Raw genomic sequence first — 26,660 nt, forward strand, 5'->3', positions numbered from 1 at the left:
AAGAATTTTTCGGTATTACCAGGACGCTTCTGCTATCGATTCAAGCAGGGAGGGAAGAGGTGGAGAGTCGATCTGTAAGCCGGGTTTTGTCGAGGACAGTCATTCCTCTACGACGGCCATCACTGGACGCCTCTAGCAACCTACCCGGTTCCGACGCGGGCCACGCCGTATGGAACCCTATTTGGTCTTGCTCCGAGTGGGGTTTACCTAGCCACGGACTGTTGCCAGCCGTGCGGTGCGCTCTTACCGCACCTTTTCACCCTTACCGGCACCGAAGTGCTTAGGCGGTTGTTTTCTGTGGCACTTTCCGTAGGCTCGCGCCTCCCAGGCGTTACCTGGCACTCTGCCCTATGGAGCCCGGACTTTCCTCCCCCGCCTTTTGCGGAACAAAAGACGGCAGCGACTGTCCGATCGACTCTCCGCCGCCAAGGTTACCGGTAGGCGCGCCCAAGAACAAGCGATGTGACAAATAATGTCATTACGCCATTAGTGGGATTTCTGTTTTTCCAACGCCAACTGATAAAGCAGGTTCTTGCGCACACCCGTGATCTCGGCCGCCAGTGCCGCAGCCTTCTTCAACGGCAGCTCGGCCAGCAGCAAGTCCAGAACGCGCTGCGCTTCACTGCTGATCGCCTGCTCGCCCTCCGGCGCACTCCAACCGGCCACCAGCACCACGCACTCACCACGTTGCTGGTTGCTGTCGTCCTGCACGAACGCGCGCAGCTCGGCCAGGGGCAGCCCTTTCAGGGTCTCGAAGGTCTTGGTGATCTCACGGGCCAGTAGCGCCGGACGCTCGCCGCCGAACACCGCCTCCATGTCCTCCAGGCACTCGAGGATGCGATGCGGCGCCTCATAGAAGATCAGCGTGCGCGGCTCTTCCCTGACCTGCTCCAGGCGAGCTCGACGCCCGGCAGCCTTGGCCGGCAGGAAACCCTCGAAGATGAAGCGGTCCGACGGCAGCCCCGCCGCCGACAGCGCGGCGATCAGCGCGCAGGCGCCGGGCACCGGCACTACCTGCACCCCGGCGGCGCGCGCCTGGCGCACCAGGTGATAGCCCGGGTCGGAAATCAGCGGCGTTCCGGCATCGGACACCAGCGCCACATCGTCGCCGGCCAGCAGGCGGGTGATGAAGCGCCCGCCTTCGTCGCGCTCGTTGTGCTCGTGGCAAGCCGCCAGCGGCGTGTCGATGCCGAAATGTTGCAGCAGGCGCACCGAGTGGCGGGTGTCCTCGGCGGCGATCAGGCTCACATCGGCCAGCACCTTCAGCGCCCGGGCGCTCATGTCGTCGAGGTTGCCGATGGGCGTGGCGACGACGTAAAGCTTGCCCAACGTGGATTTCGAAACCCCTGCAACATCAGTCACTGCGCACACCTGCTTTCCGGATCAAAGGTCGCCATTGTAGCCCGAGCGCCGGTAACAGGGCGCAAAGAACTTCACCCCCGGGCAGCCGGCGGCCACCTATAGTGAAGGATCAGTGTCGACGAGATCGCGCCCCGCCCCCCGCTTGGGTACAATTGCCGGCCAACTTGATCGAGTAACAGGACCTTTACATGATCGCTTGTCTGCGGCTGCTCACAGCCCTCTGCCTCGCTGCCCTGCTGGCAGCCTGCGCCAGCTCGCCCTCATCCAGCCTGGGCGAACTGCCGCGCACCCCGGACGCCAGCATCGAGCAACTGCTCGAGAAGGCGGCCTCCAGCAAGTCCGCCGAGGACGCGGCCCTGCTGCGCCTGAGCGCCGCGGACCTGGCATACAAGCAGAAGGACTTCCCGCGCGCCGCGCGGATCCTCGAGCAGGTCCCGCTGGAACCGCTCAAGCCCGCCCAGCAGGTGTTCGCCTCGACCCTGGCCGCGGAACTGGCCATGAGCCGCAACCAGCCCAAGGCCGCCCTGACCGCCCTCGGCCACCCGAGCCTGCAGCGCGTCGGCGAACTGCCGGCCGAGCAGCAGGCACGCACCTACAGCGTCCACGCTGCCGCCCTCGAGGCCGACGGCCAGGCCCTGGCCGCCGCCCAGCAGCGCGTGCTGCTGGCGCCGCTGCTCAGCGAGCAGGCCGCCGCCGCCAACAACGACGCGACCTGGGCCCTGGTCGCCTCGCTGCCCGCCGAACAGCTGCAGCAGCCCGCCGCCAACGAGACCCTGGCCGGCTGGACCAGCCTGGCCCTCGCCGTGAAGCGCGCCGGCACCCTGGAGCAACAACAGGCCGCCATCGACAGCTGGCGCCAACAACACCCCGAGCACCCGGCGGCCAGGCAACTGCCGACCGCCCTGGTCAAGCTCAAGGAGCTGGCCAGCCAGCCACTGACCAAGATCGCCCTGCTGCTGCCTCAGGAAGGCCCGCTGGCCGGTGTCGCCCGCGCCCTGCGCGACGGCTTCATGGCCGCCCACTTCCAGGCCCAGCAAGGTGGCCAGCCGGCCCCGGCCGTGCAGGTGTTCGACAGCTCGCGCATCACCTCGCTCGATGACTTCTACCGCCAGGCCCAGGCCGCCGGCGTGCAATTGGTGGTCGGCCCGCTGGAAAAACCGTTGGTCAAGAAACTCGCCGCCTACCCGCAACTGCCCATCACCACCCTGGCCCTGAACTACGCCGACGCCGGCCAGAAAGCCCCGCCGCAACTGTTCCAGTTCGGCCTGGCCGCCGAGGACGAGGCCCGCGAAGTCGCCCGCCGCGCTCGCGCCGATGGCATGGTCCGCGCCGTGGCCCTGGTGCCGAGCGGCGAGTGGGGCGACCGCGTGCTCGCCGCCTTCCGCCAGGACTGGGAAGGCAATGGCGGCACCCTGATCAGTGCCCAGCGCATTGCCCAGCCGGTCGCCCTCGCCCAGCAGATCGCCGACCTGTTCCAGCTGCGCCAGAGCGAAGGCCGTGCCAAGAGTCTGCAGAGCACCGTCGGCGGCAACATCGCCGCCCAGCCTTCGCGTCGCCAGGACATCGACTTCATCTTCCTCGCCTCGACGCCGCAGCAGGCCCAGCAGATCAAGCCGACGCTGAACTTCCAGTACGCTGGCGACGTGCCGGTCTATGCCACCTCCAACCTGTACAGCGCCAGCGGCGACGTGAACCAGTACAACGACATGAACGGCATCCGCTTCTGTGAAACGCCGTGGCTGCTGGACACCACCAACAGCCTGCGTCAGCAGGTCGTGCAGCAGTGGCCACAGGCCGCCGGCAGCCTCGGCCGCCTGTATGCCATGGGTGTCGACGCCTACAGCCTGGCGCCGCGCCTGGGCCAGCTCAAGGCACTGCCGGACAACCGCGTCGAAGGCCTGTCGGGCAGCCTGAGCATGAACGCCAGCCAGCGCGTCGAGCGCCAGCTGCCATGGGCCGAGTTCGCCGGCGGCCAGGTCAAGCGCCTGCCGGACACGCCGCGCTGATGCCCGGCGCATCGCCCAGCCACGCCGGCCAGGCCGCCGAAGACCACGCCCTTGAGTACCTTCAAGGGCAAGGTCTGCAGCTACTGGCGCGCAACTGGCGATGCAAGCGGGGCGAGCTCGATCTGGTCATGCTCGATGCCGATACAGTAGTATTCGTCGAAGTCCGCTACCGGTTGCATGCGGAGTTCGGCGGAGCGCTCGCCAGTATCGATGGGCGCAAGCAGCAGCGACTGGCGCTGGCCGCCAACCTCTTCCTGCAGCAAATGCCCCGCTGGGCCACCCACCCCTGCCGTTTCGACGTTGTCGCCCTGCAGGGCCAGGGGCATGCGGGGCAACCGCTTCAATGGCTGAAAAACGCCTTCGAATGCTGAACCCAATTCGATTTTCTAGCTCTATGTTTCGCGGGCTGGTCACTGTTGCGCGTAGCAAAGGCCACCGCCCCTCTTAAGGTCACCCAGATGGACATGCAATCCCGAATCCGCCGACTGTTCCAGAACAGCATCGACACCAAGCAACAGGCAATGGACATCCTGGCACCCTACATCGAGCAGGCCAGCCTGGTCATGGTCAACACCCTGCTCAACGACGGCAAGATGCTCGCCTGCGGCAACGGCGGCTCGGCCGGCGACGCCCAGCATTTCTCATCGGAACTGCTCAACCGCTTCGAGCGCGAGCGCCCGAGTCTGCCGGCCATCGCCCTGACCACCGACAGCTCCACGCTCACCTCGATCGCCAACGACTACAGCTACAACGAAGTCTTCTCCAAGCAGATCCGCGCCCTGGGCCAGCCCGGCGACGTTCTGCTGGCGATCTCCACCAGCGGCAACTCGGCCAACGTGATTCAGGCGATCCAGGCCGCCCATGACCGCGAAATGATCGTCGTTGCCCTGACCGGGCGCGACGGCGGCGGCATGGCATCGCTGCTGCTGCCCGAGGACGTGGAAATCCGCGTACCCTCGACCGTGACCGCACGCATCCAGGAAGTCCACCTGCTGGCGATCCACTGTCTGTGCGACCTGATCGACAGCCAACTGTTCGGGAGTGAAGAATGATCTCCAAGCGTCTCGGCCTGATGGCCCTAACCCTGTGCCTGGGTGTTTCCGGCTGCAGTTCCGTGCTGACCTCGACCCGCAACTCGCCGATCGAGGACGACCGCGGCACCCGCACCATCGGTAGCAAGATCGACGATTCGCTGATCGAGACCAAGGTCTCGGTCAACATCGCCAAGGCCAACCCTGAGCTGGACAAGGGCTCGCACATCGTCGTCAGCAGCTACAACGGCGTGGTACTGCTCGCCGGCCAGACCCCGCGCGCCGACCTCAAGTCCCTTGCCGAGCAGACCGCCGGCCAAGTGCAGCGGGTCAAGAAGGTGCATAACGAGCTGCAGGTGATTCAGCCTTCGTCGATCCTGGCGCGCAACAACGACGCCTGGCTGACCACCAAGATCAAGACCCAGATGCTAACCGACGAAAGCGTTCCCAGCTCGCGCATCAAGGTGATCACCGAGAATGGCATCGTCTACCTGCTCGGCCTGGTCCGGCAGCAGGAGGCCAACGCCGCCACCAACGTGGTGCAGGGCGTGTCGGGCGTGCAGAAGATCGTCAAGCTGTTCGAATACATCGACTGACAAGTCTCGCGGCGGGTGTCATGACACCCGCTTTTTCCCTCTGATCCAGGAAGTACCCATGAAAAAGCTGCTGCTGCCCGCCCTGCTGATCGGCGCCTTCGCCACCCTGGCCGGCTGCTCCACCCCGAGCGTGATCACCCTCAACGATGGTCGCGAACTGCAGACCACCGACACTCCGCACTTCGACCGCAACTCCGGCTTCTACGAGTTCAAGCAACTGGACGGCAAGCCGACCCGCATCAACAAGGACCAGGTGCAGAGCATCAAGGACCTGTAATTGCGAAATGGCGGTTCAGCCAGGCCAAGCAAAACGCCCGATGCACAGCATCGGGCGTTTTGTTTTTCAGGGCCTCAGAACGCCCAGTCCAGGGTCAGGCCGACCCCGTGGCTCTTGTCGCGGCTACCCAGCAGTCCGTTGTAGTCGAGGTTGACCCGGGCCTGACGCCCCAGGCTGATCCCCGCCCGTGCGCCGACCACCGCCGCATCACGGTCCAGAGAGAGCGCCTGGACCTTGTAGGTATCGCCCTGACCGGCAAAGGCCAGGTGCTGGTCGGATCCGGTGGAGCTCAGGTTGTGCTGCCAGCCCAGGGTGGCGGAAAGCTCTACCGCCTGGCCGCCGGACAATTGCAGCTGCTTGCCGGCACGCATGCCCAGGGTCGAGAGCCAGGCATCACGGTTATCCCGTCCACCCTTGAGCGCGGCCGCGCCGCCGTGTTCCTTGAAGCTGTCGCTGGCAATATGCACATAGGCCAGGTTGGCGAACGGCTCCAGCGCCATGCCCGGCAACGCGACCTTCCAGGCGGCCTCGCCGAACACCTGGGTGCTCTGCGCATCACGCTTGCTCTTCTGCCGATCGCTGACCTCGTTGTACTGCAGCTCGCGCTTGGTTTCGATGCGGTGCCAGCTGTGGCTGCCGCCCAGGCTCAGGCGCACCTGCTCCAGTTCCTTGCCGGCATAGGCACCCAGGTGGTAGCTGTCGACGCTGGCCGAGGAATGACGACCATCGCCCATGCTCAGCGAACTGTCGCTGTAGCCGGTGAAGATGCCAAGGCGGGTGTCCTCGCTCATTTGCCCGTCGACACCCAACAGCATGCCGCCGATCGAACTGCTGTAGCGCGCATGTCCGGAATCACCGTCGGCCTTGCCCCAGGCTCCCAGGGCCTTGACCCACAGGCCGTTGCCCTGGCCGTCCAAGGCCGGAGCGGCAGCGACACCCTGCTGGCGGGTACGCTCGCCCACGGCGTCGCGCAACTGGCGACTGTCGTTGAGCAGCAGGTTGCCCACCGCCGGGTGGATTTCACCGGACAGTTGGTCGAACGCCTGCCGGGCGCTGCCGGCATCAGCCGACAACAGCAGGCTCTCGTAGACCGGGTTGCCCGCGCCGAGCTGATCGGCGGCCGCGGCCACCGAACGCTGGTTGGCGGTCAAGCCGACACTGGCGAAGCTGGCGCTACGTTGCACCGCCAGCTGCACCCCGGTGCCGGTATAGGCCAGGCCACCCCCAAGGAACAGCAGGTTGGACTGCACAGCGGCAAAACCGCCCTGCACGCCGCCTGCGGCCTGCAGGATGTCGAACTGACGCCCCACCAGGCTGGTTGCCTGCCGGGACTGCAGCGAAACCCCGGGGTTCTGCAGATCCAAGGCCAGGTTCGCACCGTTTACGGAAACCGTGCCATCGCTGACCAGGCGGTCGCTGCCAGTAGCATCAACCTCCACGGCATAGGCCGAGCCCGGCTGGAAGGTCACGTCGGAGCCCACGCGCAAGGTACCGATGGAGTTGCCCGGCGCCACCACGCCACCACGGTTGACCACCAGCGCACCGATCCGGCCATTGCCACCCAGCACGCCGCCGTCATTGACGGTCACCGTCGATTGCAGCGAGCCATTGACCGCCAGGCGCCCCTGGTTGACCAGGGTCGGCCCGGCATAGGTGTTGTTACCGCTGAGCACCAGGGTACCGATGCCCTGCTTGGTCAGCCCGCCATGGCCGGAGATATCGTTGCTCCACAGATCCAGGACGCAGCTAAGGTCGTTGCAAAGTCGCTGGGTCGGCCTGCCGGCATCGACCACGGCGCCAACACCTGGCAGATCAACCACGAACTGGCTCGGGCCGTAGCCACCGGCGATGCGGAACTCTTCGGGGATGTCCTGCTCGGTGACCAACATGCCCGGGCCGCGGATCCCCTTGTCCAGGTTGATCATGCCCCAGCCGTACAAGGCATCGATGCCGGGCGCGCCCATGTCGGTGGCGGTGGTGCGCAGCACGCTGGCGATCTGCGCGCCGCTCATGTAGGGGAAGCGCTCCATCAGCACCGCCGCCGCGCCAGCGGCATGGGGCGCGGCCATGGATGTGCCGTTCTTGTTGGCGTAGCCCTGGGTCAGGTCTTCCAGGCTGGTGCCGCCGATCACCGCGCTGTAGATCCGGGTACCGGGAGCCGAGACGCAGAAGCTCGCGGTATAGCCGCAACGGGAAGAGAACGTACTGACCAGATAGGGGTTTGCGCTGCTGGTGTCGGGGTTCTGCTGCAACGCCGCGACGGTCAGCCAGTTGGGCGCGATCTCCGGGACAAAATAGCCCAGCCCGGCAATTGCATCGGGGTTGTTCAGGTTGTAGTCGTTGCCGGCGGCGAAGATCGTCAGGACTCCGCTGCGGGCTGCAGCGATGGCCCCGTCATAGGCGCCGCCGGGCAAGGTGCCCAGCAGCGGCTGGATCTGCGCGAACTGTGCCCGGGCATCGTCCACGGTGAAATGCGGAAAGTCCGGATTGCGCCCGCCCTTGGCAAAGCGGTCGGTGATGCCGATGCCCCAGCTGTTGTTGATGATCCGCGCGCCGCTGGCCACCAGGCTGTCCCAGCCGGCCTTGTACACCGCGCCATCGTTGCCCAGGACGATGCCATCCTCGGGGCCGGGGTCGCCGTTGTCGGCACTGATGATCTGCGCAGCGTAGGCCACGCCGTGCATCGACTCGCCGTCACGGTTGCCGGCGGCGATCCCGCCGACGTGGGTGCCATGGGAGCCGAGCTTGCCGTCCGAGCCCACCGACGGGCTGCCGTCATAGCGGAACGCATCGCCGGCCTTCACCGGGATATAGGGGTCGGTGTACTGGCGGATGCCGCTGGTGACCAGGGTCACGATCTTGTCCTTGCCGGCAAACTCGGGGTGCGGGGCATATACCGGCTGGTCGAAAATCCCCAGTTTCACCCCCTTGCCGCTGTAGCCGGCGGCATAGGCGCTGTCGGCGTGGATCGCCCCCAGCCCCCAGTCGGCCTTGAACTCGCTGCTGCGCCAACTGCTGGCATCGCCCAGCCGGCCACTCTCCACATAGGGCGCGGCCTGGGCCGTGCCCACCAGCGCCGCCCAACCCATCAATGCCCGCCCCAGCGGGGCCAGGGCCCAGCACTGCGCGAGGGCGCTGTCATCCTTTCTGACGTGCTTCACTACAACCTTCCTTAGTTTTGTTTTGGTTAAGTACCGCGTTGGTCACACTCCGTGTTGCAACGCCTGGCCCAACCCGCGCCAGGGCGTTTCAGAACCGCCATTGCAGGTTGAGCCCAGCGCCATGCTGTTGCTCGCGACTGGCCAGGCGCCCCTGGTAGTCCAGGCTCAGGTCCAGGTCGCGGGTCAACCCCACCCGAGCCTGCAGCCCCACCAGCGCGGCATCGCGCAAGGCCGGCGCAGTCTCCACCCGAAACGGCAGGTCGCTGCCGGCGAAAGCCAGATGCTCGCGATCCTGGGTGCCGCTCAGGCGATGCTGCCAGCCCAGGCTTGCCGCCAACTGCAGGTCTTGTTGCGGGCCCAGTTGCCATTGCTGGCGCCCACGCAGGCCCAAGGTGCTGAGCCAGGCGTCGCGCTGCTCGTCACCGGCATGCAGCGCCGCGGCATCGCCTTTCTCGTGGAAGCCGTCGCGATCCAGATGCTGGTAGGTCAGATTGGCAAAAGGTTCCAACTGCACCGCTGGCAACGCCAGGCGATAGGCCGCCTCGGCGACCACCTGCTGGCTGCGGGCATCGACCCGTGCGCGCTGACGACCGGACACCTCGCCATAGGCCAGGTCGCGCCGGACCTCGGCACGGTGCCAGCTGTGGCTGGCGCCCAGGCTCAGGCGCAGTTGGTCCAGGTCGTGGCGGACATAGGCGCCCAGGTGATAGCTGTCGACCGTGGCCCGGGAATGGCTGCCGCCCATGCCCAGGGAACTGTCGCTATAGCCTGCGGCCAGGCCGGCCCGGGTCTGCTCGTCAAGGTCATGGTCCACGCCCAGCAGCAGGCCGCCCAGGGAACTGGTATAGGACTCGCTGCCCTGCACGCCCTCGATGCGCCCCCAGCTGCCCAGGCCCTTGAGCCAGAGTTGGGTCGTACCCGACTCGCTGTCACCCTTTCCAGAGGCATTGGTTTTCAGTGCGCGACCTTGCACACGCTCGCCCAAGGCATCGCGCAAGACCGAGCCCTGGCTGAGCAGCATCGAGTCCAGCGCCGGGTAGATCTCCCCGGCCAGCTGGCGCAGGCCGTCCCGGGCCTGGTCTGCCGAGCTCGAAAGCAGCAGGCTTTCATACACGGGATTGCCTGGACCCAGCCGCTCCACGGCGCCGCCGCTGGCGCGCTGGTTGGGCGTGGTGCCGACGCTGGCGAAGGTCGTGTCGCTACGCGTCACGTCCAGTTGCACGCCGTTGGCCGAATAATCGAGGAAGGTCCCCAGGAACAGGTAGTCGGGCTCGACCTGGGCAAAGCGCCCGTTGACGCCACCCGCCGCCTGCAGGATGTCGAACTGGCGCCCCACCAGGCTGGATACCGGGCCGCCGGCCAACAGGTTGGGCCGCGCCTGGGGCTGCAGGCTGAGATTGGCGCCGCCTACACTGGCCTGGCCAACAACGACGAGCCGGTCGCTGGCCGCGGGTGACAGCTCCACCCGATAGGTCGAGCCCGGCTGCAAGTCCAGGTTGCCGGCGACAATCAAGGTACCGATGGAGTTACCCGGGGCAACCACGCCCCCGGCGCTGGCGGTCAGGGCGCCGACCCGCCCGTTGCCGCCCAGGGTACCGCCTGCGTTGACCGTCACCGCCGATTGCAGGCTGCCGTTGATCGCCAGCAGCCCGCCATCGACCCGGGTCGGGCCACGGTAGCTGCTGTCACCCGTGAGCTCTAGCCAGCCGGCCCCGGACTTGACCAGACTGCCCTGGTAGACCCGCTGCGCGGCAGCCGCGTCGCGAGCCATGCCCAGGGCATAATCGCTGCGATCCTGCTGACTGGCGCCCGCTGCCAGGCCATGCTCCCAACCGCGATCCTTGAGGGTCTGTTGCCAGGCCTGACGCTCTGCGGCGTCCTCGGCCTGACGCTGCACCAGGGCCTGGTCAGAGATGCCGTTGCTCCAGGTATCGCCCTGCCCGCGCCCGAGGTTGACGTCGAACTCACCCAGCAACTGCCCTGGGCCGTGCAACGCCCGGCCCAGGTCCGGGACACCCCAACCCACCCGCTCGCTGGGTCCCTGGGTCGGCGAACCATCGAGCTGGCGCGAGGTGGTCAGCAGCACTTGCAGGGCCTGCTGGTTGTTCAGGTAGGGATAGCGCTCCATGACCAGGGCCAAGGCACCGGTGGCATGGGGCGCGGCCATCGAGGTGCCGTTGTAGGTGGCGTAGCCGCCACCAGGCACGGTACTGCTGATCGCCGCGCCCGGGGTCGCCAGGCACCAGTACTTGGCGATGCCGCACTGGTTGTATTTCTGCTGGTTGTTCTTGTCCAGGCCCGACACCGCCAGCCAGTGGCCTTCCAGCTCCGGCTGGAAGTACGGCAACGCCGAGCGCACACTGGCGTTGGCATAACCGCTGTTGCCGGCGCTGAACACATTGATCACGCCCCGACGCGCCACGTCGCCGGCGGCATCGAGCCAGGTGTCCTGCTGGAAATGCTGGGCGTAGGCCGCACGCAAGCCGCCCAGGGTCTGGTAGCTGACATCCTTGGGCTGGCTGCCCCAGCTATTGTTGATGGCCCGCACCCCGGCATCCACCAGGGCATCGTAGACCGCCTTGAAATACTTGGGGTCAGGGCCGGGACCGAACAGGAACTTGTCGTCGTGGTTGGTGTTGCCCACGTAGACCTGGGCATTGAAGGCCACGCCATGCATGCCAGCGCCATCACGGGCCGCGCCCATGGTGCCGGTGACATGGGTGCCATGGCTGTCGTTGGCGCCATTGAGCACCCCGGACACACTGAACGGGGTGCCGTCCAGGTACTGGCCGGTGGCGGTAACCGAGTGAAAACGTCCGGGACTGGCTTCGGGATGGGCGGCATCGAACCCCGAGTCCAGGGCGCCGATGCTGACCCCGGCGCCGGTGATGCCGGCAGCATAGGCCTGACTCGCCTGCATGCGTTCCAGGCCCCAGTCCTGCTGGTACTCGGCCGACCGCCAACTGGCGGGGTCGCCCGGGCGGCCGGGTTCCTGATAGGCCGCCGCAGCAGAAAGCGGCAGTCCGGTGGCGAACGCCAGGCACAGGGTGCCCGTCAGCGCCTTGAGCTGATCACATCTCACATCCATGTCGATGACTTCTCTTGTTTTTGTTGTCGGGTCGCCCGTCCTGGGTCGACCGGTGTGTCGCTGCGTTGCCTGGCCGCAAGGCCCCATCGAGCCAGAGACGGACGCGCGCCCCTGGCCAGGTTACTTCGGCCTCAGGCCAGGAGGCGGCCTTCGGCTGCAAGTGGTGAGCTTCTGAAATTGGTTACGATATGTCAATCGGCGTTGATAAATAGCCAACAGATGTCACAAAACACAGGCATGCGCTCAAGGCCCTTCGTACTTGAGAATCGAAAATACCGTGGGCAAGCTGAGCAGGTAGGCCGCCTGCATGGAGTTCTTGCCTTGTGCCAGCGCCAGCAGGTATCCCAAGTGAGCCAGATAGGCTCGCGCCATGAAGGGTTTGTGCGCAAAGTAGGCCTTGCACGCGTTCGAGTCCATTGCCCCCAGCACCCCACCATGCGCCTGAAAGCGCGCAAATGCTTCCTGGGCAGAACGGGCCCGCGCATCGCCCTGCTGGGTCAGAGCCCGGCTGGAAGCCCGGACCATGGCGGAAATCTCCTCGACTGCCGGACATCCCGTACCACCCTGATCTTTCCAATGATTGATATACAGATCGAGGGTGTTCAGGTTTGAAAACTCGTCCGGCATGCCGAGCATCATGAAGTTGAGCATGGCCAGGTTGACCAGGGCGCATCGCGCGTCAACGCCGCGGCAGATTTCAGGCTTCATCACCCACTCGCGCAGGGCCGGCGTCGGGGCCAGCGACAATGCCTTGAGAAACCGCTCTTCGTCAGGATCAGGTTGCAGCCGAGTGTCGTACAACACTGCATGGCCGCCGATACGCTCCATGGCCCACTGCATCTGGTGCGCACTGAACTGCAACCAGGCGAACCAGACCAGCAACCCCACGACGATGGCCACACCGGACAGCAGCAACCCGCGCCTAAACCTCGTGCCAATCCGTGCCACTGCGCTGATTCCTTTCAATCATCCATTCAATAGCCCAGGAGGCTCGCGCAGAGGCTGGGATCACCTTGCGGCGTGGCTTACTTGACCACCTTCAGGCTTGGACGGCCACTCGGGCGCGGCGGCTCGGGCGGACCTTGGTCATCCGGCTCTACGGCGTCGTCTTCAAGGTCGTCCTCATCCTCGAGCGGCGGCTCCAGCTCGAAGACCATGCCCTGGCCGTTCTCCCGGGCATAGATCCCGAGGATCGCGCCGATCGGCACAAACAGCGAGTGCGCCACGCCACCGAAGCGGCCCTCGAAGCTCACCGCCTCGTTGTCCATGTGCAGGCTGCGCACGGCACTGGGGGAGATGTTCAGGACAATCTGGCCATCGCTGGCGAAACCCTGGGGCACCTGGACTGCCGGGTATTCGGCATTGACCAGCATATGCGGCGTGCAATCGTTGTCGACGATCCACTCGTACAGCGCACGAACCAGATAGGGGCGACTGGAGTTCATCAACGGTTCCTCTTAAAACTTGCGCATTTCACGTTCGGCAGCGGACAGGCTCGCCTGGAAAGGCTCGCGGGCGAACTGTCGCTCCATGTAATCCAGCAGCGGCTTGGCCTGCCGCGGCAATTCGATACCCATCACCGGCAAACGCCAGAGAATGGGCAGTAGACAGCAATCGACCAGGCTTTGCTCCTCGCTCATGAAGCAGGCCATCTCGCCGAACAACGGGGCCACGCCGGTCAGGCTCTCGCGCAGCTCCTTGCGCGCCTGGGTGCGTGCCGCCTCGCTGCTGCGCGCATCGAGCACGGTGTCGGCCAGGGCGCACCAGTCACGCTGGATGCGGTGCATCAGCAAGCGGCTGTTGCCCCGGGCCACCGGGTAGACCGGCATCAGCGGCGGGTGCGGGTAACGCTCCTCGAGGTACTCCATCACCACGGTCGATTCGTACAGCGCCAGGTCGCGATCGACCAGGGTCGGCAAACTGCCGTAAGGGTTCACTTCAATCAGCTTGGGCGGCAGGCGATTGGCGTCGACATCGATGATCTGCACCGTGACGCCTTTCTCCGCGAGCACCAGGCGGACCCGATGAGAGTAATGATCAGCGGGGTCGGAATAGCAGGCTAACCTGTTGGTTGCGCCCATGTAGCGCCTCCTCGCACGGGATGCTTGTAAAACTTCAAATGAAAACGCGCCCGGGGCGCCCCAGCGATATCGCTGGAGCCCCCCGGGCGCGTTCAACTACCAGAAACTACTGCGTGATCAGTGCACGTCCTTCCAGTATTCGCGCTTGAGCAAGTAGGCGAACACGAAGAAGAAAGCCAGGTACAGCAACACGTAGGTACCGATGCGCTGGCTTTCCAGTTTGACCGGGTTGGCCGAATAGGCCAGGAAGGTCACCAGGTTCTTGACCTTCTCGTCGAACTGCTCGGTCGTCAGGGTACCGGATTTCTCCTCCACGGTCAGCTGGTCGCACGCCTCATGGGTCAGCGGGCTGCCGGTCAGCGGGTCGAACTGCTTCTTGCCATCGACCTCGGTCTGCACCTGCTTGCAACCGATCACCTGGTTGCCCTGCAGGCCCACCAGCACGTTGGGCATGCCGACGTTGGGGAAGACCTTGTTGTTCACCCCGTATGGCCGCGTCTTGTCCTCGTAGAAGCTGCGCAGGTAGGTGTACAGCCAGTCGTTGCCACGCACCCGGGCGACCAGGGTCAGGTCGGGCGGCGCGGCGCCGAACCAGGTCTTGGCATCGTTGGGCTGCATGCCGATCTTCATGTGGTCACCGATCTTGGCGCCGGTGAACACCAGGTTCTCGAGCATCAGCTCATGAGGGATCCCCAGGTCGTCGGCGACTCGCTCGTAACGCTGGAACTTGGCGCTGTGGCAACCCATGCAATAGTTGGCGAAGGTGCGCGCGCCATCCTGCATCGCGGCCTTGTCGGTCAGGTCGATATCGACCTTGTCCAGCTCCAGGCCATGTTCGGCGGCGAACGACAGGCTAGGCATCAGTGCCAGCAAGCATACTGCAATCAACTTTTTCATCAGCCAGTCACCCTTTCCGGAACCGGTTTGGTCTTCTCGAGCCTTGTGTAGAACGGCATCAGCAGGAAGTAGGCGAAGTACAACACCGTGCACACCTGCGACAGCAAGGTACGCCCCGGGGTTGGCGCCAGTACGCCCAGCACGCCAAGGATGACGAAGGACACGCAGAACACCAGCAACCAGATCTTGCTCAGCCAGCCCTTGTAACGCATGGAGCGCACAGGGCTGCGGTCAAGCCAGGGCAACACGAACAGCACGGCGATCGCCGCCCCCATGGCGATGACCCCGAACAGCTTGTCGGGCACCGCGCGCAGGATCGCGTAGAACGGTGTGAAGTACCACACAGGCGCGATGTGCTCAGGGGTCTTGAAGGCGTTGGCCTGTTCGAAGTTCGGTTTTTCCAGGAAATAGCCACCCATTTCCGGGAAGAAGAACACCACCGCGCAGAACACGAAGAGGAACACCACCACGCCGGCGATATCCTTGACGGTGTAGTACGGGTGGAACGGGATGCCATCCAGCGGGATGCCGTTCTCGTCCTTTTTCTTCTTGATGTCCACGCCATCGGGGTTGTTCGACCCCACTTCGTGCAGCGCCAGGATATGCAGCACCACCAGGCCGAGGATCACGATCGGCAGGGCCACCACATGCAGGGCGAAGAAGCGGTTCAGGGTGATGCCGGAGATCAGGTAGTCACCGCGGATCCATTGGGTCAGGTCGTCACCGATGACCGGGATCGCGCCGAACAGCGAGATGATCACCTGGGCGCCCCAGTAGGACATCTGGCCCCACGGCAGCAGGTAGCCCATGAACGCCTCGGCCATCAGTGCCAGGTAGATCAGCATGCCGAACAGCCAGACCAGCTCGCGCGGCTTCTGGTAGGAGCCGTAGAGCAGACCGCGGAACATGTGCAGGTAGACCACGATGAAGAACGCCGAGGCGCCGGTGGAGTGCAGGTAGCGCAGGATCCAGCCGTACTCGACGTCGCGCATGATGTACTCGACCGAGGCGAAGGCCTCTTCCGCCGAGGGGGTGAAACTCATGGTCAGCCATACGCCGGTGACGATCTGGTTGACCAGCACCAGCAACGCCAGCGAGCCGAAGAAGTACAGGAAGTTGAAGTTCTTGGGCGCGTAATACTTGCTTAGATGGTCTTCCCACATCTTCGTCGCGGGGAAGCGCGCATCGATCCACTCCATGAACTTGCTCATCATGCGTTCTCCTGATCGACGCCGATGACGATGATTTCGTCCGACTCGTACGAGTGCGGCGGCACTGGCAGGTTGAGAGGCGCCGGCTGGGACTTGTAGACGCGCCCGGCGAGGTCGTAGTGCGAGCCGTGGCACGGGCAGAAATAGCCACCGACCCATTTCGGGCCGAGGTCGGCGGGAGCGACTTCGGGACGGAACGTCGGCGAACAGCCCAGGTGGGTGCACAGGCCGACCAGGATGAGGATCTCGGGCTTGATCGAGCGAACTTGCGGATCGACGTAGGTCGGCTGCACCGACGCCTTGGATTCGGGGTCGGACAGCTCACCGGTGATCTTTTTCAGATTTCCGAGGATCTCTTCCGTTCGCCGCACGATGAATACAGGTTGACCACGCCACTCGGCCACCATCTGCTGGCCGGGTTCGACCTTGGCGATATTGACCTTCACCGGTGCCCCTGCGGCTTTCGCCTTGGCACTGGGAAACCATGACCCCACGAACGGTACCGCTGCCCCCACTGCCCCCGCTGCCCCGACCACGGATGTCGCGGCTACGAGGAAGCGGCGCCGGCCTGCGTTGACGCCGTCATTGCTCATTCAGTCCTCTCCCATCAGCTTGCTTGGCCTGTTCTAACAGGCATCTACTTAGGTACGTCTGTGGCACTAAAAATTGGCCGCAATGGTAAGGAACAAATCCACACGCTGACAAGGTGATTACCCGCTGGTCGGGCCACTACCCTCGCTTTGCTTGATCTGCGTCTATGCGACAAACGGCCACGGACTAGCAAACAGGTTAGTTGAAGACATAAAAAAAGCCCGGTTCCAAAAAGGAACCGGGCTTTTTTCGACTGCCGAAGCGGTATTAACGCTTGGAGTACTGAGGACGCTTACGCGCTTTACGCAGACCCACTTTCTTACGCTCGACTTCACGAGCGTCGCGGGTGACGTAGCCAGCACGACGCAGGGCGCCACGCAGGGTTTCGTCGTATTCCATCAGGGCGCGGGTGATGCCGTGGCGGATTGCACCGGCCTGACCGCTGACACCACCACCGGAAACGGTGACGTAGATGTCGAACTTCGCAACGGTCTCGGTCAGTTCCAGCGGCTGGCGAACAACCATGCGAGCGGTTTCGCGGCCGAAGAACACGTCCAGAGAACGGTTGTTGATGGAGATGTTACCGGTGCCCGGACGCAGGAATACACGTGCGGTTGCGGTCTTGCGACGGCCAGTGCCGTAGTTTTGAGTCGCCGACATAATGAACTATCCCGTTAGATCTTCAGTTCTTGAGGCTGCTGAGCAGTGTGTGGGTGAGCAGCACCCGCGTACACTTTCAGCTTGCGGTACATGTCGCGACCCAGCGGGTTCTTCGGCAGCATGCCTTTGACCGCGGTTTCGATAACACGCTCAGGGGCCTTGGCGATCAACTTCTCGAAGTTGATTTCCTTGATACCGCCCGGGAAGCCGGAGTGGGAGTAGTACATCTTGTCGGAAGACTTGGCACCAGTCACACGGATTTGCTCGGCGTTGATGACGACGATGTAGTCGCCGGTGTCAACGTGAGGGGTGTATTCTGGCTTGTGCTTGCCACGCAGGCGGCTAGCGATTTCGGTAGCCAGACGACCCAGGGTCTGACCAGCGGCGTCGACTACGAACCACTCGCGCTTTACTGTTTCCGGTTTAGCAGTAAAAGTTTTCATTCTCTAAAGCCTCAGAGGCCGCCCAGCGAAAAATAGACGGCGAATCTTACTGGATAGTGCACAGCTTGCCAAGGGCAAGCGCGCAGCCGAACGCTGACGCTTTTGGGGGCTCGGGTCGGGCACGCCAATGTTCGACAAGGGTTCCCTTTGTGGTGGTGCATCACTTCCGCCACACGGAGAGGGGCCGAATTATCCAGATTGCAGGAAAAATTTCAACCTGCTTTTATGGACCTCTTTGCCACGGAGCGTCTTCCCGATGCAATACCGCAAGCTCGGTCGTACCGACCTCAACGTCAGCGCCCTGTGCCTGGGCACCATGACCTGGGGCGAGCAGAACACCCAGGACCAGGCCTTCGCCCAGATCGCCCTGGCCAAGACCCACGGCATCAACTTCATCGATACCGCCGAGATGTACCCGGTGCCACCGCGCCCGGAGACCTACGCCGCCACCGAACGCATCATCGGCAACTGGTTCGCCGCCAACGGCGACCGTGACGACTGGATCCTGGCCAGCAAGGTCGCCGGCCCCGGCAACGGTATCAGCCACATCCGCGACGGCCAGCTTAAACACAACCGCCAGCATATCGTCGCCGCCCTGGACGAGAGCCTGAAGCGCCTGCAGACCGACCGCATCGACCTGTACCAGCTGCACTGGCCCGAGCGCAGCACCAACTTCTTCGGCAAGCTCGGCTACCAGCACCTGCCCCAGGACATCTTCACTCCGCTGGAGGAAACCCTCGAGGTACTCGACGAACAGGTACGCGCCGGCAAGATCCGCCATATTGGCCTGTCCAACGAAACCCCGTGGGGCACCCTGAAGTTCCTGCACCTGGCCGAAACCCGCGGCTGGCCGCGGGCGGTGTCCATCCAGAATCCCTACAACCTGCTCAACCGCAGCTTCGAGGTGGGACTGGCGGAGGTGGCGATTCGCGAGCAGTGCGGCCTGCTGGCCTATTCGCCGCTGGCCTTCGGCATGCTCTCGGGCAAGTACGAAAACGGCGCCCGCCCGGCGAACGCCCGCCTGACCCTGTTCAGCCGCTTCGCCCGCTACTCCAACCCGCAGACCGTGGCCGCCTGCGACCGCTACGTGCAGCTGGCCCGCGAGCATGGGCTGGACCCGGCGCAGATGGCACTGGCGTTCGTGACGCGCCAGCCGTTCGTGACCAGCAACATCATCGGCGCCACCAGCATCGAACAGTTGCAGAGCAATATCGACAGCCAGGCGCTGAGCCTGGGCGATGAACTGCTGGCGGCGATCGAGGCGGTGCATCAGGAGCAGCCGAACCCGGCGCCTTGAGCGGATACCCCATTGCGGGCCATGCCCGCTCCCACGTACTGCGCGGATACGTGGGAGCGGGCTTGCCGCGCGATGGAGATCGTACTTTGGCGGGGTAGACACAATCGCCAAAAAATAAGACGATCCAGCCGGTGATTGACCACTCTACCCTATAAGAACAATGACAATGATGTTTACCCAACCCTCCGCGTCCTTGCGGCGCGTCAGCATCCTGGCTGTGGACAAAGTGTTCGCTTCGACACTGATGCAGGCCAAGGATTTCTTCCACCTGGCCAGCCTGCGCTACAGCAAACAGCTGGGCCTGGGCCTGCAGCCGATGTTCGAGATCGGCCTGGTGAGCCCGGACGGCTTGCCCGTGGACAGCTTCAGCAACGTGCAGTTGCCGGTAGACAGCGGCCTGAACGACGCCGACGTAATCATCCTGCCGGCCTTCTGGGACGACTTCGACAACCTGCTACAACGCTATCCCCAGGTCCTGCCCTGGCTGCGCGAGCAGCACGCCCGCGGCGCGGTGTTGTGCGCCGAGGCCAGTGGCGTGTTCTGGCTGGCCGAGTCCGGGCTGCTCGATGGCAAGGAGGCGACCACCTACTGGCGCTTCTTCGCCAGCTTCACCGAGCGCTTCCCGAAGATTCGCCTGAACCAGGACAAGCACCTGACCGACGCCGACAACCTGTACTGCGCCGGCGGCACCACCTCGGCCTGCGACTTGTACATTTATCTGATCGAGCGTTTCTGCGGCGCCAACGTGGCCCGCGCCGTGGCCCGAGACATTCTCTACGAGGTGCAGCGCAGCTACACGCCGGGGCGCATGGGCTTCGGCGGCCAGAAGCTGCACCAGGACCTGATCATCCTGCAGATCCAACACTGGCTCGAGGAACACTTCGCCGACAAGTTCCGCTTCGAGGACGTGGCCCGTAATCACGGCATGAGCATCCGCAACTTCATGCGCCGCTTCCAGAGCGCCACCGGCGACAAGCCCCTGCACTACCTGCAGCGCCTGCGCATCGAGACAGCCAAGGGCCTGCTTTCGAGCACGCGCAAGAGCATCAAGACCATCAGCTACGAGGTGGGGTACGACGACGCAAGCTTCTTCGCCCGGTTGTTCCGCCAGCATACCGAGCTGTCGCCGAACCAGTATCGGCAGCAGTTCATGCAGGAAGCCTGAAAACCATCGCGGGGCAAGCCCGCTCCCACGGACCGGTGGGAGCGGGCATGCCCCGCGATGGTTTGCCGCGTTGGTTTACGGCTTGTGCGCCCGCGACAGGAACTCGTGGGACTGCATTTCCAGCAACCGGCTCAGGGTCCGTTGGAACTCGAAGCTCAGGCGTCCCCCGGTATACAGGTCCTTCAGTTCCACTTCCGCCGAAATGATCAGCTTCACGTTACGGTCGTAGAACTCGTCGACCATGTTGATGAAGCGCCGGGCAATGTCGTCGGTGGTCACGCCCATCTGCTCGACGTTACTCAGCAGCACGGCATGGAAGATCTTGCCCAGCTCGATGTAGTCGTTCTGGCTGCGCGGCCCGTCGCACAGGGCGCGGAAGTCGAACCAGGCGACGTCGTCGCAGGTGCGCAGGGCGTGGATCTCGCGATTTTCGATCATCAGCACGTCGTTCTCGACGGCCTGGGTGCACTCCGGGGTCAGTGCCTTGAAGCTCGCCCGCAGGCTCTCGTGGGCTGCGGCGTCGAGCGGGAAGTGGAACAGTTCGGCCTGCTCCAGATGGCGCAACCGGTAGTCCACCCCGCTGTCGACGTTCACCACATCGGTGTACTGCTTGATCATGGCGATGGCCGGCAGGAAGCGCGCGCGCTGCAGGCCGTCCTTGTACAAGCCATCGGGGACGATGTTGGAGGTGGCCACCAGCGACACGCCGTTCTTGAACAGCTCTTCCATCAGGGTGCCGAGGATCATCGCATCGGTGATGTCGGAGACGAAGAACTCGTCGAAGCAGATCACCTTGGCCTCTTCGCTGAAACGCTTGGCGATGATGGTCAGCGGGTTTTTCTCGCCCTTGAGGGTCTTCATTTCCTCGTGGACGCGCTTCATGAAGCGGTGGAAGTGCGTGCGCATCTTCTGCTTGAACGGCAGCGCTTCATAGAAGGTGTCGACCAGGTAGGTCTTGCCTCGCCCTACCCCGCCCCAGAAATACAGGCCCTTGACCGGCGTCTGCTCCTTCTTGCCGAACAGCTTGCCGAACACACCCGGCTTGTTGTTCTGCGCGCGCACCAGGTCGTCGTACAGGCGCTGCAGGTGACGCACCGCAGTTTCCTGCGCCGCGTCATGGAAGAAGTCGGGACGTTTCAGATCTGCTTGATATCGTTCTAGGGGCGTCATGATTTCGTTAGCGAGGCAACAAAAAACGGGCCGTCACTGTAGCGACCGGCCCGCCTGATGGCAATGATACATGCGACCACTTGACTCATTACCTGCGTTCCACGTTTCTTGTGGGAGCGGCCTTGTGTCGCGAAAGGGCTGCGAAGCAGCCCCGGCAATTGATGCGTAAACGCTGAAATCCTGGGGCCGCTTCGCGCCCCTTTCGCGACACAAGGCCGCTCCTACAGGGTGGGCGCTCAGTCCTGCTGTGGCGCCAGGGCCTCGCGCAGACTCGCGATGGCCGCGTCACGGGCCTCAGCAGCCTCGAACTGCGGCCCATCGGCTACCTGCTCGCCCTCCAGCCACAGGCTGAAGCTCAGGCCCTCGACCCGCACATCGGCCTCGCCACCTTGCTGCAGTTGCTTGCTCACTGCACCGGCGCTCTTGCCATCGGCGAAGCTGCGCGACAGCAGCAGTTGCTCGCCATCGGCAGCCAGCAGGCGGAAACGGAAGCTGCCGTCTTCATCGCGGAAGCTGACGAAGCGGGCGGTCTTGGCGGCCTTTTTCTTCACTTCGGCATTTGCCTGGACCGCCGTGCGGAACGAGCGCAGGCCAACCGCCTCGCGCAACTGCTCCAGGAACGGCGTGGCGATCTTGCGGGCCTTGGCGGCGCCGGCAAGGAGAATGTCCTCCAGGTCCGACGGGCGCGAGATCAGCTGGTGATAGTGCTCACGCTTTTCCGCCAGCTGGCCGTCGAGCAGCTGGAACAGGCGCTGCTTGGCCTCGCCCCAGCCCAGGCCCTGCACCAGCTCTTCGCGGAACGCGGCGCATTGCGCCGGCGTCGAGAAGGCCTGGAACAGGGTGAACAGGTGCGCGTTGTCCGGATCCTTGGCCTCGCCCGGCGCCTTGGAGTCGGTGACGATGCGCGAGATGGCGTCCTTCATGTCCTTGGCGCTGGTGAACAGCGGGATGGTGTTGTCGTAGCTCTTGGACATCTTGCGACCGTCCAGGCCCGGCAGGGTGGCGACGCTCTCCTCGATCACCGCCTCCGGCAGGGCGAAGAAGTCCTTGCCCTGGCCGAACAGGTGGTTGAAGCGCTGGCCGATGTCGCGGGCCATTTCCACGTGCTGGATCTGGTCGCGGCCGACCGGCACCTTGTTGGCGTTGAACATCAGGATGTCGGCGGCCATCAGCACCGGGTAGCTGAACAGGCCCATGGTCACGCCAGCGTCCGGGTCTTCGCCGGCCTCGACGTTCTTGTCCACCGAGGCCTTGTAGGCGTGGGCGCGGTTGAGCAGGCCCTTGGCGGCGACGCAGGTCAGCAGCCAGGTCAGCTCGGGGATCTCGGGGATGTCCGACTGGCGGTAGAAGGTCACCTTGTCCGGATCCAGGCCACCGGCCAGCCAGGTGGCGGCGATTTCCAGGCGCGAGCGCTGGATGCGCTGCGGGTCGTCGCACTTGATCAGGGCGTGGTAGTCGGCCAGGAAGTAGAACGAGTCGACGCCGGGCTGCTGGCTGGCGAGGATGGCCGGGCGGATGGCGCCGGCGTAGTTGCCCAGGTGCGGGGTGCCGGTGGTGGTGATACCGGTGAGGATGCGCGTGGTCATGGGTGTTCGCTTATTCAGGCTTGGCTCAGTTCGAAAGGCGCGGCAGCAGCAGATCCTTCAGATCGGTCAGCTTGCCATGGAAGAAGTGTCCGCATTCTGCCACTTTCAGCAGCTCATGGGGGCGCGACAGGTAGTTCGACCAGTCGTAGACCAACTGCGGGTCGACCACTTCGTCGGTGTCCGGCTGCACCACCGTGAGGGTGACGCGCTCGGGCAGCGGGAACTGCTCGGTCAGGCGCATCACCGCCGGGGCAATCATGAACAGGTGCTGCAGTGCCACGCCCCCGGCCTCCAGGCGTCCGGCCAGGCTGGCGGCGACGAAACCACCGAAGGAGAAACCCATCAGCACCAGCGGCAGTTCGGGGTGCTGCTCGCGCAGCCAGGCGGCGGCGGCCTCGGCATCGGCCACTTCACCGGCGCCCATGTCGTGGCTGCCGGCGCTCTGGCCAACGCCACGGTAGTTGAAGCGCAGGGTGACGTAACCAGCGTCGCGTGCGGTGCGTTGCAGGGTCGAGACCACCTTGTTGAGCATGGTGCCGCCCTGGACCGGGTTGGGGTGGCAGATCAGCACGGCGCCGCGGGCATCGGCCACGTCCAGGTACAAGGCTTCCAGCTGGCCGCAAGGGCCATCGATGAACAAGGGTGTTTCGCGGATAAGCAAGGCACTACTCCGTGACCTCGAGGAGGGTCGACTCGTCTAGCTGAGGAATTCTGTTCTGATTTGCGATCGCTCGCGGTATACAGCGCAGGTCTGAGCCGTTAACGTAAAGCAAAGCCGTTTATAGAGGAAGGACTCGTGGAACACTCGCTCCTTGTTTGGTTGCTGCCGACCCTGGCCCTGGTTGTCGGCGTCGTCGTCGGTTTCGCGCTGGCCCGCCTGCTGCCCAATGCGGCACCGAGCAACACCCAACGCCAGCTGGATGACATCCAGCAGCGCTTCGACAATTACCAGAATGAAGTGGTGACCCACTTCAACAGCACCGCTTCACTGGTCAAGAAGCTGACCCAGAGCTACCAGGACGTCCAGGACCACCTGGCCGACGGCGCCAACCGCCTGGCCCTGGACGAACTGACCCGCCAGCGCCTGCTGGCCGCGCTGCACTCGGAAGCCGCGCAAGGCCCGCGTGATCGCCTGACCCCGCCGAAGGACACCGCCGAGGTGCCGCGCGACTACGCACCGAAGGCCCCGAACTCGCCGGGCATGCTCGACGAGAGCTACGGGCTCAAGCGTTGAGTCGATGACATGCAAAAGGCCTCGAAAGAGGCCTTTTTTGTGGGCAGGATCTACCCGCCATATCACTCCGTGGGAGCGGGCTAGCCCCGCGACAGGGCCGGCCCAGATCAGCTCACCGATACCAGGCCGCCCCCTCCTCGCCAATCCCATAGCGCGCCCTCGCCTGCCCCAGCACATCCGCCGGCAACACGCCGTGGCATACCAGCCCGTACAACGCCGCCATCACCACCGCATGCCGGTCCACCTCAAAGAACCGTCGCAACTGCTGACGCGTGTCACTGCGCCCGAAACCATCGGTGCCCAGGGTGATATAGGGCGCCTGCACATACTCGGCGATCAGCTGCGGCCAGGCACGCACATAGTCGCTGGCCGCGATCACCGGAGCATCACCGGGCAGGCAATGGCGCACGTGGCAATCCCCCGGCTCCCCTGCCATCGCCAGGCGTTGCGCATCCCTGGCCCCACGCGCCAGCTCGCTGAAACTGGTGACGCTGAACACCTCGCTGTCGATCTGCCAATCACTGGCCAGCAACTCGCCGGCGGCGATCACCTCGCGCAGGATGGTGCCCGAACCCAGCAGCCGCACCTGGCCACGAGGCGCTGCCGACGCATGCCGGGCAAACCGGTACATGCCTCGCAATACATCCTCGTGCACGTCCGCGGGCAACGACGGCTGCGGGTAGTTTTCATTCATCACCGCCACGTAGTGGAACTCATCCTGCTGCTCCACCAGCATGCGCCGTGCGGCATGATCAAGGATCACCGCCAGCTCGCCGGCAAAGCACGGGTCCCAGGCACGGCAATTGGGCACCATGGAAGCCATGACCAGGCTCGAGCCGTCCTGGTGCTGCAGCCCCTCGCCACCCAGCGTGGTGCGCCCCGCCGTGGCGCCGAGCAACAGGCCGCGGGCGCGCTGGTCGGCGGCGGCCCAGATCAGGTCGCCGACCCGCTGGAAGCCGAACATGGAGTAGTAGATGTATACCGGCAGCATCGCCTCGCCATGCACCGCGTAGGCGGTCGCCGCCGCGACCCACGAAGAGATCGCCCCGGCCTCGGTGATGCCCTCCTCCAGCAGTTGGCCGTCGCGCGCTTCCTTGTAGACCAGCAGTGAGCCGGCGTCCTCCGGCTCGTAGCGTTGCCCCTGGGGCGAGTAGATGCCGATCTGGCGGAACAGGCTGGCCATGCCGAAGGTGCGTGCCTCGTCGGCGACGATCGGCACCACCCGCGGCCCCAGCCCCGGCACCTTGAGCCAGTTGCCGAGCAGGCGCACGGCAGCCATGGTGGTGGACATCTCCTTGCCTTCGGCGCACAGGGCGAAGCCGGCGAAGCTGTCCAGGTCCGGCACGGGCAGGCCGGAGCAGTCGCTGCGCCGCACCGGCAGCGGCCCGCCCAGGGCCTCGCGGCGCTGGCGCAGGTAGATCATCTCCGGGCTGTCGGCGGCCGGACGGTAGAAGCGCAGCTGCTCCACTTCCTCGTCCGATAGCGGCAGGTGAAAGCGGTCGCGGAAGGCCAGCAGCGCCTGCACATCGAGCTTCTTGGCCTGGTGCGCGGTCATCCGCGACTCGCCGGCGCTGCTCATGCCGTAGCCTTTCTTGGTCTTGGCCAGGATCACCGTCGGCCGGCCCTTGCAGGCCTTGGCCGCGGCATAGGCGGCATGCAGCTTGCGAAAATCGTGGCCACCACGCTTGAGGGCGTTGATCTCGTCGGCACTCATGTGCGCCACCAGGCGCTGCAAGGCGGGGTTCTGCTTGAAGAAGTGCTCGAGGTTGTAGCTGCCATCCTTGGCGCCGAGGGTCTGGAACTGCCCATCAGGTGTCGCCGCCAGCTGGCGCAGCAGCGCATGCTCATGATCCCGGGCGAACAGCGCGTCCCACTCCGAGCCCCACAGCACCTTGATCACGTTCCAGCCGGCGCCGCTGAACAGCGCTTCGAGCTCCTGGATGATCTGGCCGTTGCCACGCACCGGGCCGTCCAGGCGCTGCAGGTTGCAGTTGACGATGAAGGTCAGGTTGTCCAGGCCTTCGCGGGCGGCCAGGGTCAGGCCGGCGATCGACTCCGGCTCATCCATCTCGCCATCGCCGAACACGCCCCACACATGCCGCGCCGAGGTGTCGAGCAGGCCGCGGTGCTGCAGGTAGCGCATGAAGCGGGCTTGATAGATGGCGTTGAGCGGGCCGATGCCCATGGAGCCGGTGGGGAACTGCCAGAAATCGGGCATCAGCCAGGGATGCGGGTAGGAGCACAGGCCGTTGCCCGCGACCTCCTGGCGATAGTTGGCCAGTTGCGCCTCGCTCAGGCGCCCTTCAAGGAAGGCGCGGGCATAGATGCCCGGCGCCGAGTGCGGCTGGAAGAACACCAGGTCGCCACTGCGCTGCGCGCCGCCGCCCTCGCCACGGAAGAAGTGCTGGAAACCGACCTCGAAGATTTCCGCCGCCGAGGCATAGCTGGCGATATGCCCGCCCAGCTCGCCATAGGCATGGTTGGCCCGTACCACCATGGCCAGGGCATTCCAGCGCAGGATGCCGGTGATTCGCTCGTCCAGTTCGAGATCGCCCGGATAGTTACCCTGCTGCTCCACCGGCAAGGTGTTGCGGTAGGCCGAAAAGGCCTGGGCCTCACGCTCCAGGCCCAGCTCCAGGGCATGGGCCTGCAGGCGCTGCAGCAGGTAGCGCGCCCGCACCGGGCCGCAGTGGGCCAAGGTCGAGGACAGGGCCTCGCACCACTCGGCGGTTTCCTCGGGGTCACTGTCCAGGACGGCTTCCAGGGCCGTCAACGGCTCGTTCGGGTTCATCATCGCTACCATC

23 protein-coding genes and 1 other RNA gene are annotated in these 26,660 nt (G+C 64.7%); 8 read left to right on the forward strand and 16 right to left on the reverse strand.

Annotation, left to right across the window (positions count from 1 at the left end; genetic code table 11):
* Positions 1 to 59: 59 nt before the first annotated feature.
* Together rnpB and rsmI are read right to left on the reverse strand one after the other, a co-directional pair.
* An RNA gene (gene rnpB, locus DMX06_RS10375) (RNase P RNA component class A) lies at positions 60 to 419 on the reverse strand.
* A gap of 67 nt (positions 420 to 486) precedes the next feature.
* The gene (gene rsmI / locus DMX06_RS10380; protein ID WP_110736726.1) at positions 487 to 1,362 is read right to left on the reverse strand and encodes a 16S rRNA (cytidine(1402)-2'-O)-methyltransferase; all 876 of its coding nucleotides are present in this window, start codon (positions 1,360 to 1,362) and stop codon (positions 487 to 489) included.
* Between the two features lie 188 nt (positions 1,363 to 1,550).
* On the opposite strand from rsmI, the gene DMX06_RS10385 reads away from it, so the two are divergent.
* The 5 genes from DMX06_RS10385 to DMX06_RS10405 all read left to right on the forward strand — a co-directional run bounded on the left by DMX06_RS10385 (position 1,551) and on the right by DMX06_RS10405 (position 5,272).
* Positions 1,551 to 3,368, forward strand: coding sequence for a penicillin-binding protein activator (locus DMX06_RS10385; protein WP_110736728.1), 1,818 nt, complete (start codon positions 1,551 to 1,553; stop codon positions 3,366 to 3,368).
* Positions 3,368 to 3,739: a YraN family protein gene (locus DMX06_RS10390; protein WP_110736730.1), complete on the forward strand. Its 372-nt coding sequence runs from the start codon at positions 3,368 to 3,370 to the stop codon at positions 3,737 to 3,739. Before DMX06_RS10385 ends, DMX06_RS10390 begins: the two co-directional genes overlap by 1 nt.
* A gap of 87 nt (positions 3,740 to 3,826) precedes the next feature.
* Positions 3,827 to 4,420, forward strand: a complete 594-nt coding sequence (locus DMX06_RS10395; RefSeq protein WP_050703840.1) for a phosphoheptose isomerase — start codon at positions 3,827 to 3,829, stop codon at positions 4,418 to 4,420.
* On the forward strand, positions 4,417 to 4,995 hold the full coding sequence (locus DMX06_RS10400) for a BON domain-containing protein (RefSeq protein WP_050703839.1): 579 nt from the start codon (positions 4,417 to 4,419) through the stop codon (positions 4,993 to 4,995). Before DMX06_RS10395 ends, DMX06_RS10400 begins: the two co-directional genes overlap by 4 nt.
* A gap of 58 nt (positions 4,996 to 5,053) precedes the next feature.
* Positions 5,054 to 5,272, forward strand: a complete 219-nt coding sequence (locus DMX06_RS10405) for a YgdI/YgdR family lipoprotein (RefSeq protein ID WP_028689754.1) — start codon at positions 5,054 to 5,056, stop codon at positions 5,270 to 5,272.
* A gap of 74 nt (positions 5,273 to 5,346) precedes the next feature.
* Here the strand turns inward: DMX06_RS10405 and DMX06_RS10410 are convergent, their stop codons facing one another.
* The 10 genes from DMX06_RS10410 to rplM form a co-directional block, all read right to left on the reverse strand.
* Positions 5,347 to 8,361 carry an autotransporter outer membrane beta-barrel domain-containing protein gene (locus DMX06_RS10410; RefSeq protein WP_258378833.1) on the reverse strand — a complete coding sequence of 1,005 codons (3,015 nt, stop codon included), beginning with the start codon at positions 8,359 to 8,361 and terminating at the stop codon, positions 5,347 to 5,349.
* A 160-nt stretch (positions 8,362 to 8,521) separates the two neighbouring features.
* Positions 8,522 to 11,521 carry an autotransporter serine peptidase EprS gene (eprS, locus tag DMX06_RS10415; RefSeq protein ID WP_110736734.1) on the reverse strand — a complete coding sequence of 1,000 codons (3,000 nt, stop codon included), beginning with the start codon at positions 11,519 to 11,521 and terminating at the stop codon, positions 8,522 to 8,524.
* Positions 11,522 to 11,764: 243 nt separating this feature from the next.
* The gene (locus tag DMX06_RS10420; RefSeq protein ID WP_146232198.1) at positions 11,765 to 12,487 is read right to left on the reverse strand and encodes a hypothetical protein; all 723 of its coding nucleotides are present in this window, start codon (positions 12,485 to 12,487) and stop codon (positions 11,765 to 11,767) included.
* A 59-nt stretch (positions 12,488 to 12,546) separates the two neighbouring features.
* The gene (locus tag DMX06_RS10425) at positions 12,547 to 12,966 is read right to left on the reverse strand and encodes a ClpXP protease specificity-enhancing factor (RefSeq protein ID WP_110736737.1); all 420 of its coding nucleotides are present in this window, start codon (positions 12,964 to 12,966) and stop codon (positions 12,547 to 12,549) included.
* 12 nt (positions 12,967 to 12,978) lie between these two features.
* On the reverse strand, positions 12,979 to 13,602 hold the full coding sequence (locus DMX06_RS10430) for a glutathione S-transferase N-terminal domain-containing protein (protein ID WP_110736738.1): 624 nt from the start codon (positions 13,600 to 13,602) through the stop codon (positions 12,979 to 12,981).
* Between the two features lie 117 nt (positions 13,603 to 13,719).
* Positions 13,720 to 14,499, reverse strand: coding sequence for a cytochrome c1 (locus DMX06_RS10435; protein ID WP_110736739.1), 780 nt, complete (start codon positions 14,497 to 14,499; stop codon positions 13,720 to 13,722).
* Positions 14,499 to 15,710, reverse strand: a complete 1,212-nt coding sequence (locus DMX06_RS10440) for a cytochrome b (protein WP_046857021.1) — start codon at positions 15,708 to 15,710, stop codon at positions 14,499 to 14,501. Before DMX06_RS10440 ends, DMX06_RS10435 begins: the two co-directional genes overlap by 1 nt.
* Positions 15,710 to 16,303 (reverse strand): ubiquinol-cytochrome c reductase iron-sulfur subunit, encoded by a 594-nt coding sequence (gene petA / locus DMX06_RS10445; protein WP_023628711.1) that lies wholly within the window; start codon positions 16,301 to 16,303, stop codon positions 15,710 to 15,712. The genes DMX06_RS10440 and petA overlap by 1 nt, the downstream gene beginning before the upstream one ends.
* A gap of 265 nt (positions 16,304 to 16,568) precedes the next feature.
* Positions 16,569 to 16,961, reverse strand: a complete 393-nt coding sequence (gene rpsI, locus DMX06_RS10450; RefSeq protein ID WP_110736741.1) for a 30S ribosomal protein S9 — start codon at positions 16,959 to 16,961, stop codon at positions 16,569 to 16,571.
* A gap of 14 nt (positions 16,962 to 16,975) precedes the next feature.
* Positions 16,976 to 17,404, reverse strand: coding sequence for a 50S ribosomal protein L13 (rplM, locus tag DMX06_RS10455; protein WP_008097538.1), 429 nt, complete (start codon positions 17,402 to 17,404; stop codon positions 16,976 to 16,978).
* Between the two features lie 256 nt (positions 17,405 to 17,660).
* Between rplM and DMX06_RS10460 the strand changes: the two genes are divergently transcribed.
* Both DMX06_RS10460 and DMX06_RS10465 read left to right on the forward strand, forming a co-directional pair.
* Entirely contained in the window at positions 17,661 to 18,701 is a 1,041-nt protein-coding gene (locus tag DMX06_RS10460; RefSeq protein ID WP_110736743.1) for an NADP(H)-dependent aldo-keto reductase, read from the forward strand.
* A 268-nt stretch (positions 18,702 to 18,969) separates the two neighbouring features.
* Positions 18,970 to 19,866 (forward strand): GlxA family transcriptional regulator, encoded by an 897-nt coding sequence (locus DMX06_RS10465; protein ID WP_181427810.1) that lies wholly within the window; start codon positions 18,970 to 18,972, stop codon positions 19,864 to 19,866.
* A 75-nt stretch (positions 19,867 to 19,941) separates the two neighbouring features.
* Here DMX06_RS10465 and zapE read toward each other — a convergent pair whose 3' ends face one another.
* The 3 genes from zapE to DMX06_RS10480 form a co-directional block, all read right to left on the reverse strand.
* Positions 19,942 to 21,036 (reverse strand): cell division protein ZapE, encoded by a 1,095-nt coding sequence (zapE, locus tag DMX06_RS10470; RefSeq protein WP_110736744.1) that lies wholly within the window; start codon positions 21,034 to 21,036, stop codon positions 19,942 to 19,944.
* Positions 21,037 to 21,272: 236 nt separating this feature from the next.
* Positions 21,273 to 22,622, reverse strand: a complete 1,350-nt coding sequence (locus tag DMX06_RS10475; RefSeq protein ID WP_110736745.1) for a tryptophan--tRNA ligase — start codon at positions 22,620 to 22,622, stop codon at positions 21,273 to 21,275.
* Between the two features lie 25 nt (positions 22,623 to 22,647).
* Positions 22,648 to 23,283, reverse strand: a complete 636-nt coding sequence (locus DMX06_RS10480; RefSeq protein ID WP_110736747.1) for an alpha/beta hydrolase — start codon at positions 23,281 to 23,283, stop codon at positions 22,648 to 22,650.
* Between the two features lie 135 nt (positions 23,284 to 23,418).
* Between DMX06_RS10480 and DMX06_RS10485 the strand changes: the two genes are divergently transcribed.
* Complete coding sequence (locus tag DMX06_RS10485) at positions 23,419 to 23,856, forward strand: YhcB family protein (protein ID WP_028689766.1); 438 nt, start codon at positions 23,419 to 23,421, stop codon at positions 23,854 to 23,856.
* Positions 23,857 to 23,968: 112 nt separating this feature from the next.
* Here the strand turns inward: DMX06_RS10485 and mdeB are convergent, their stop codons facing one another.
* Positions 23,969 to 26,659, reverse strand: a complete 2,691-nt coding sequence (gene mdeB / locus DMX06_RS10490; protein WP_110736749.1) for an alpha-ketoglutarate dehydrogenase — start codon at positions 26,657 to 26,659, stop codon at positions 23,969 to 23,971.
* Between the last annotated feature and the right edge of the window lies 1 nt (position 26,660).

Origin of the sequence: Pseudomonas mosselii (genome assembly GCF_003205295.1) — a bacterium.
GTDB lineage: Bacteria > Pseudomonadota > Gammaproteobacteria > Pseudomonadales > Pseudomonadaceae > Aquipseudomonas > Aquipseudomonas mosselii_B.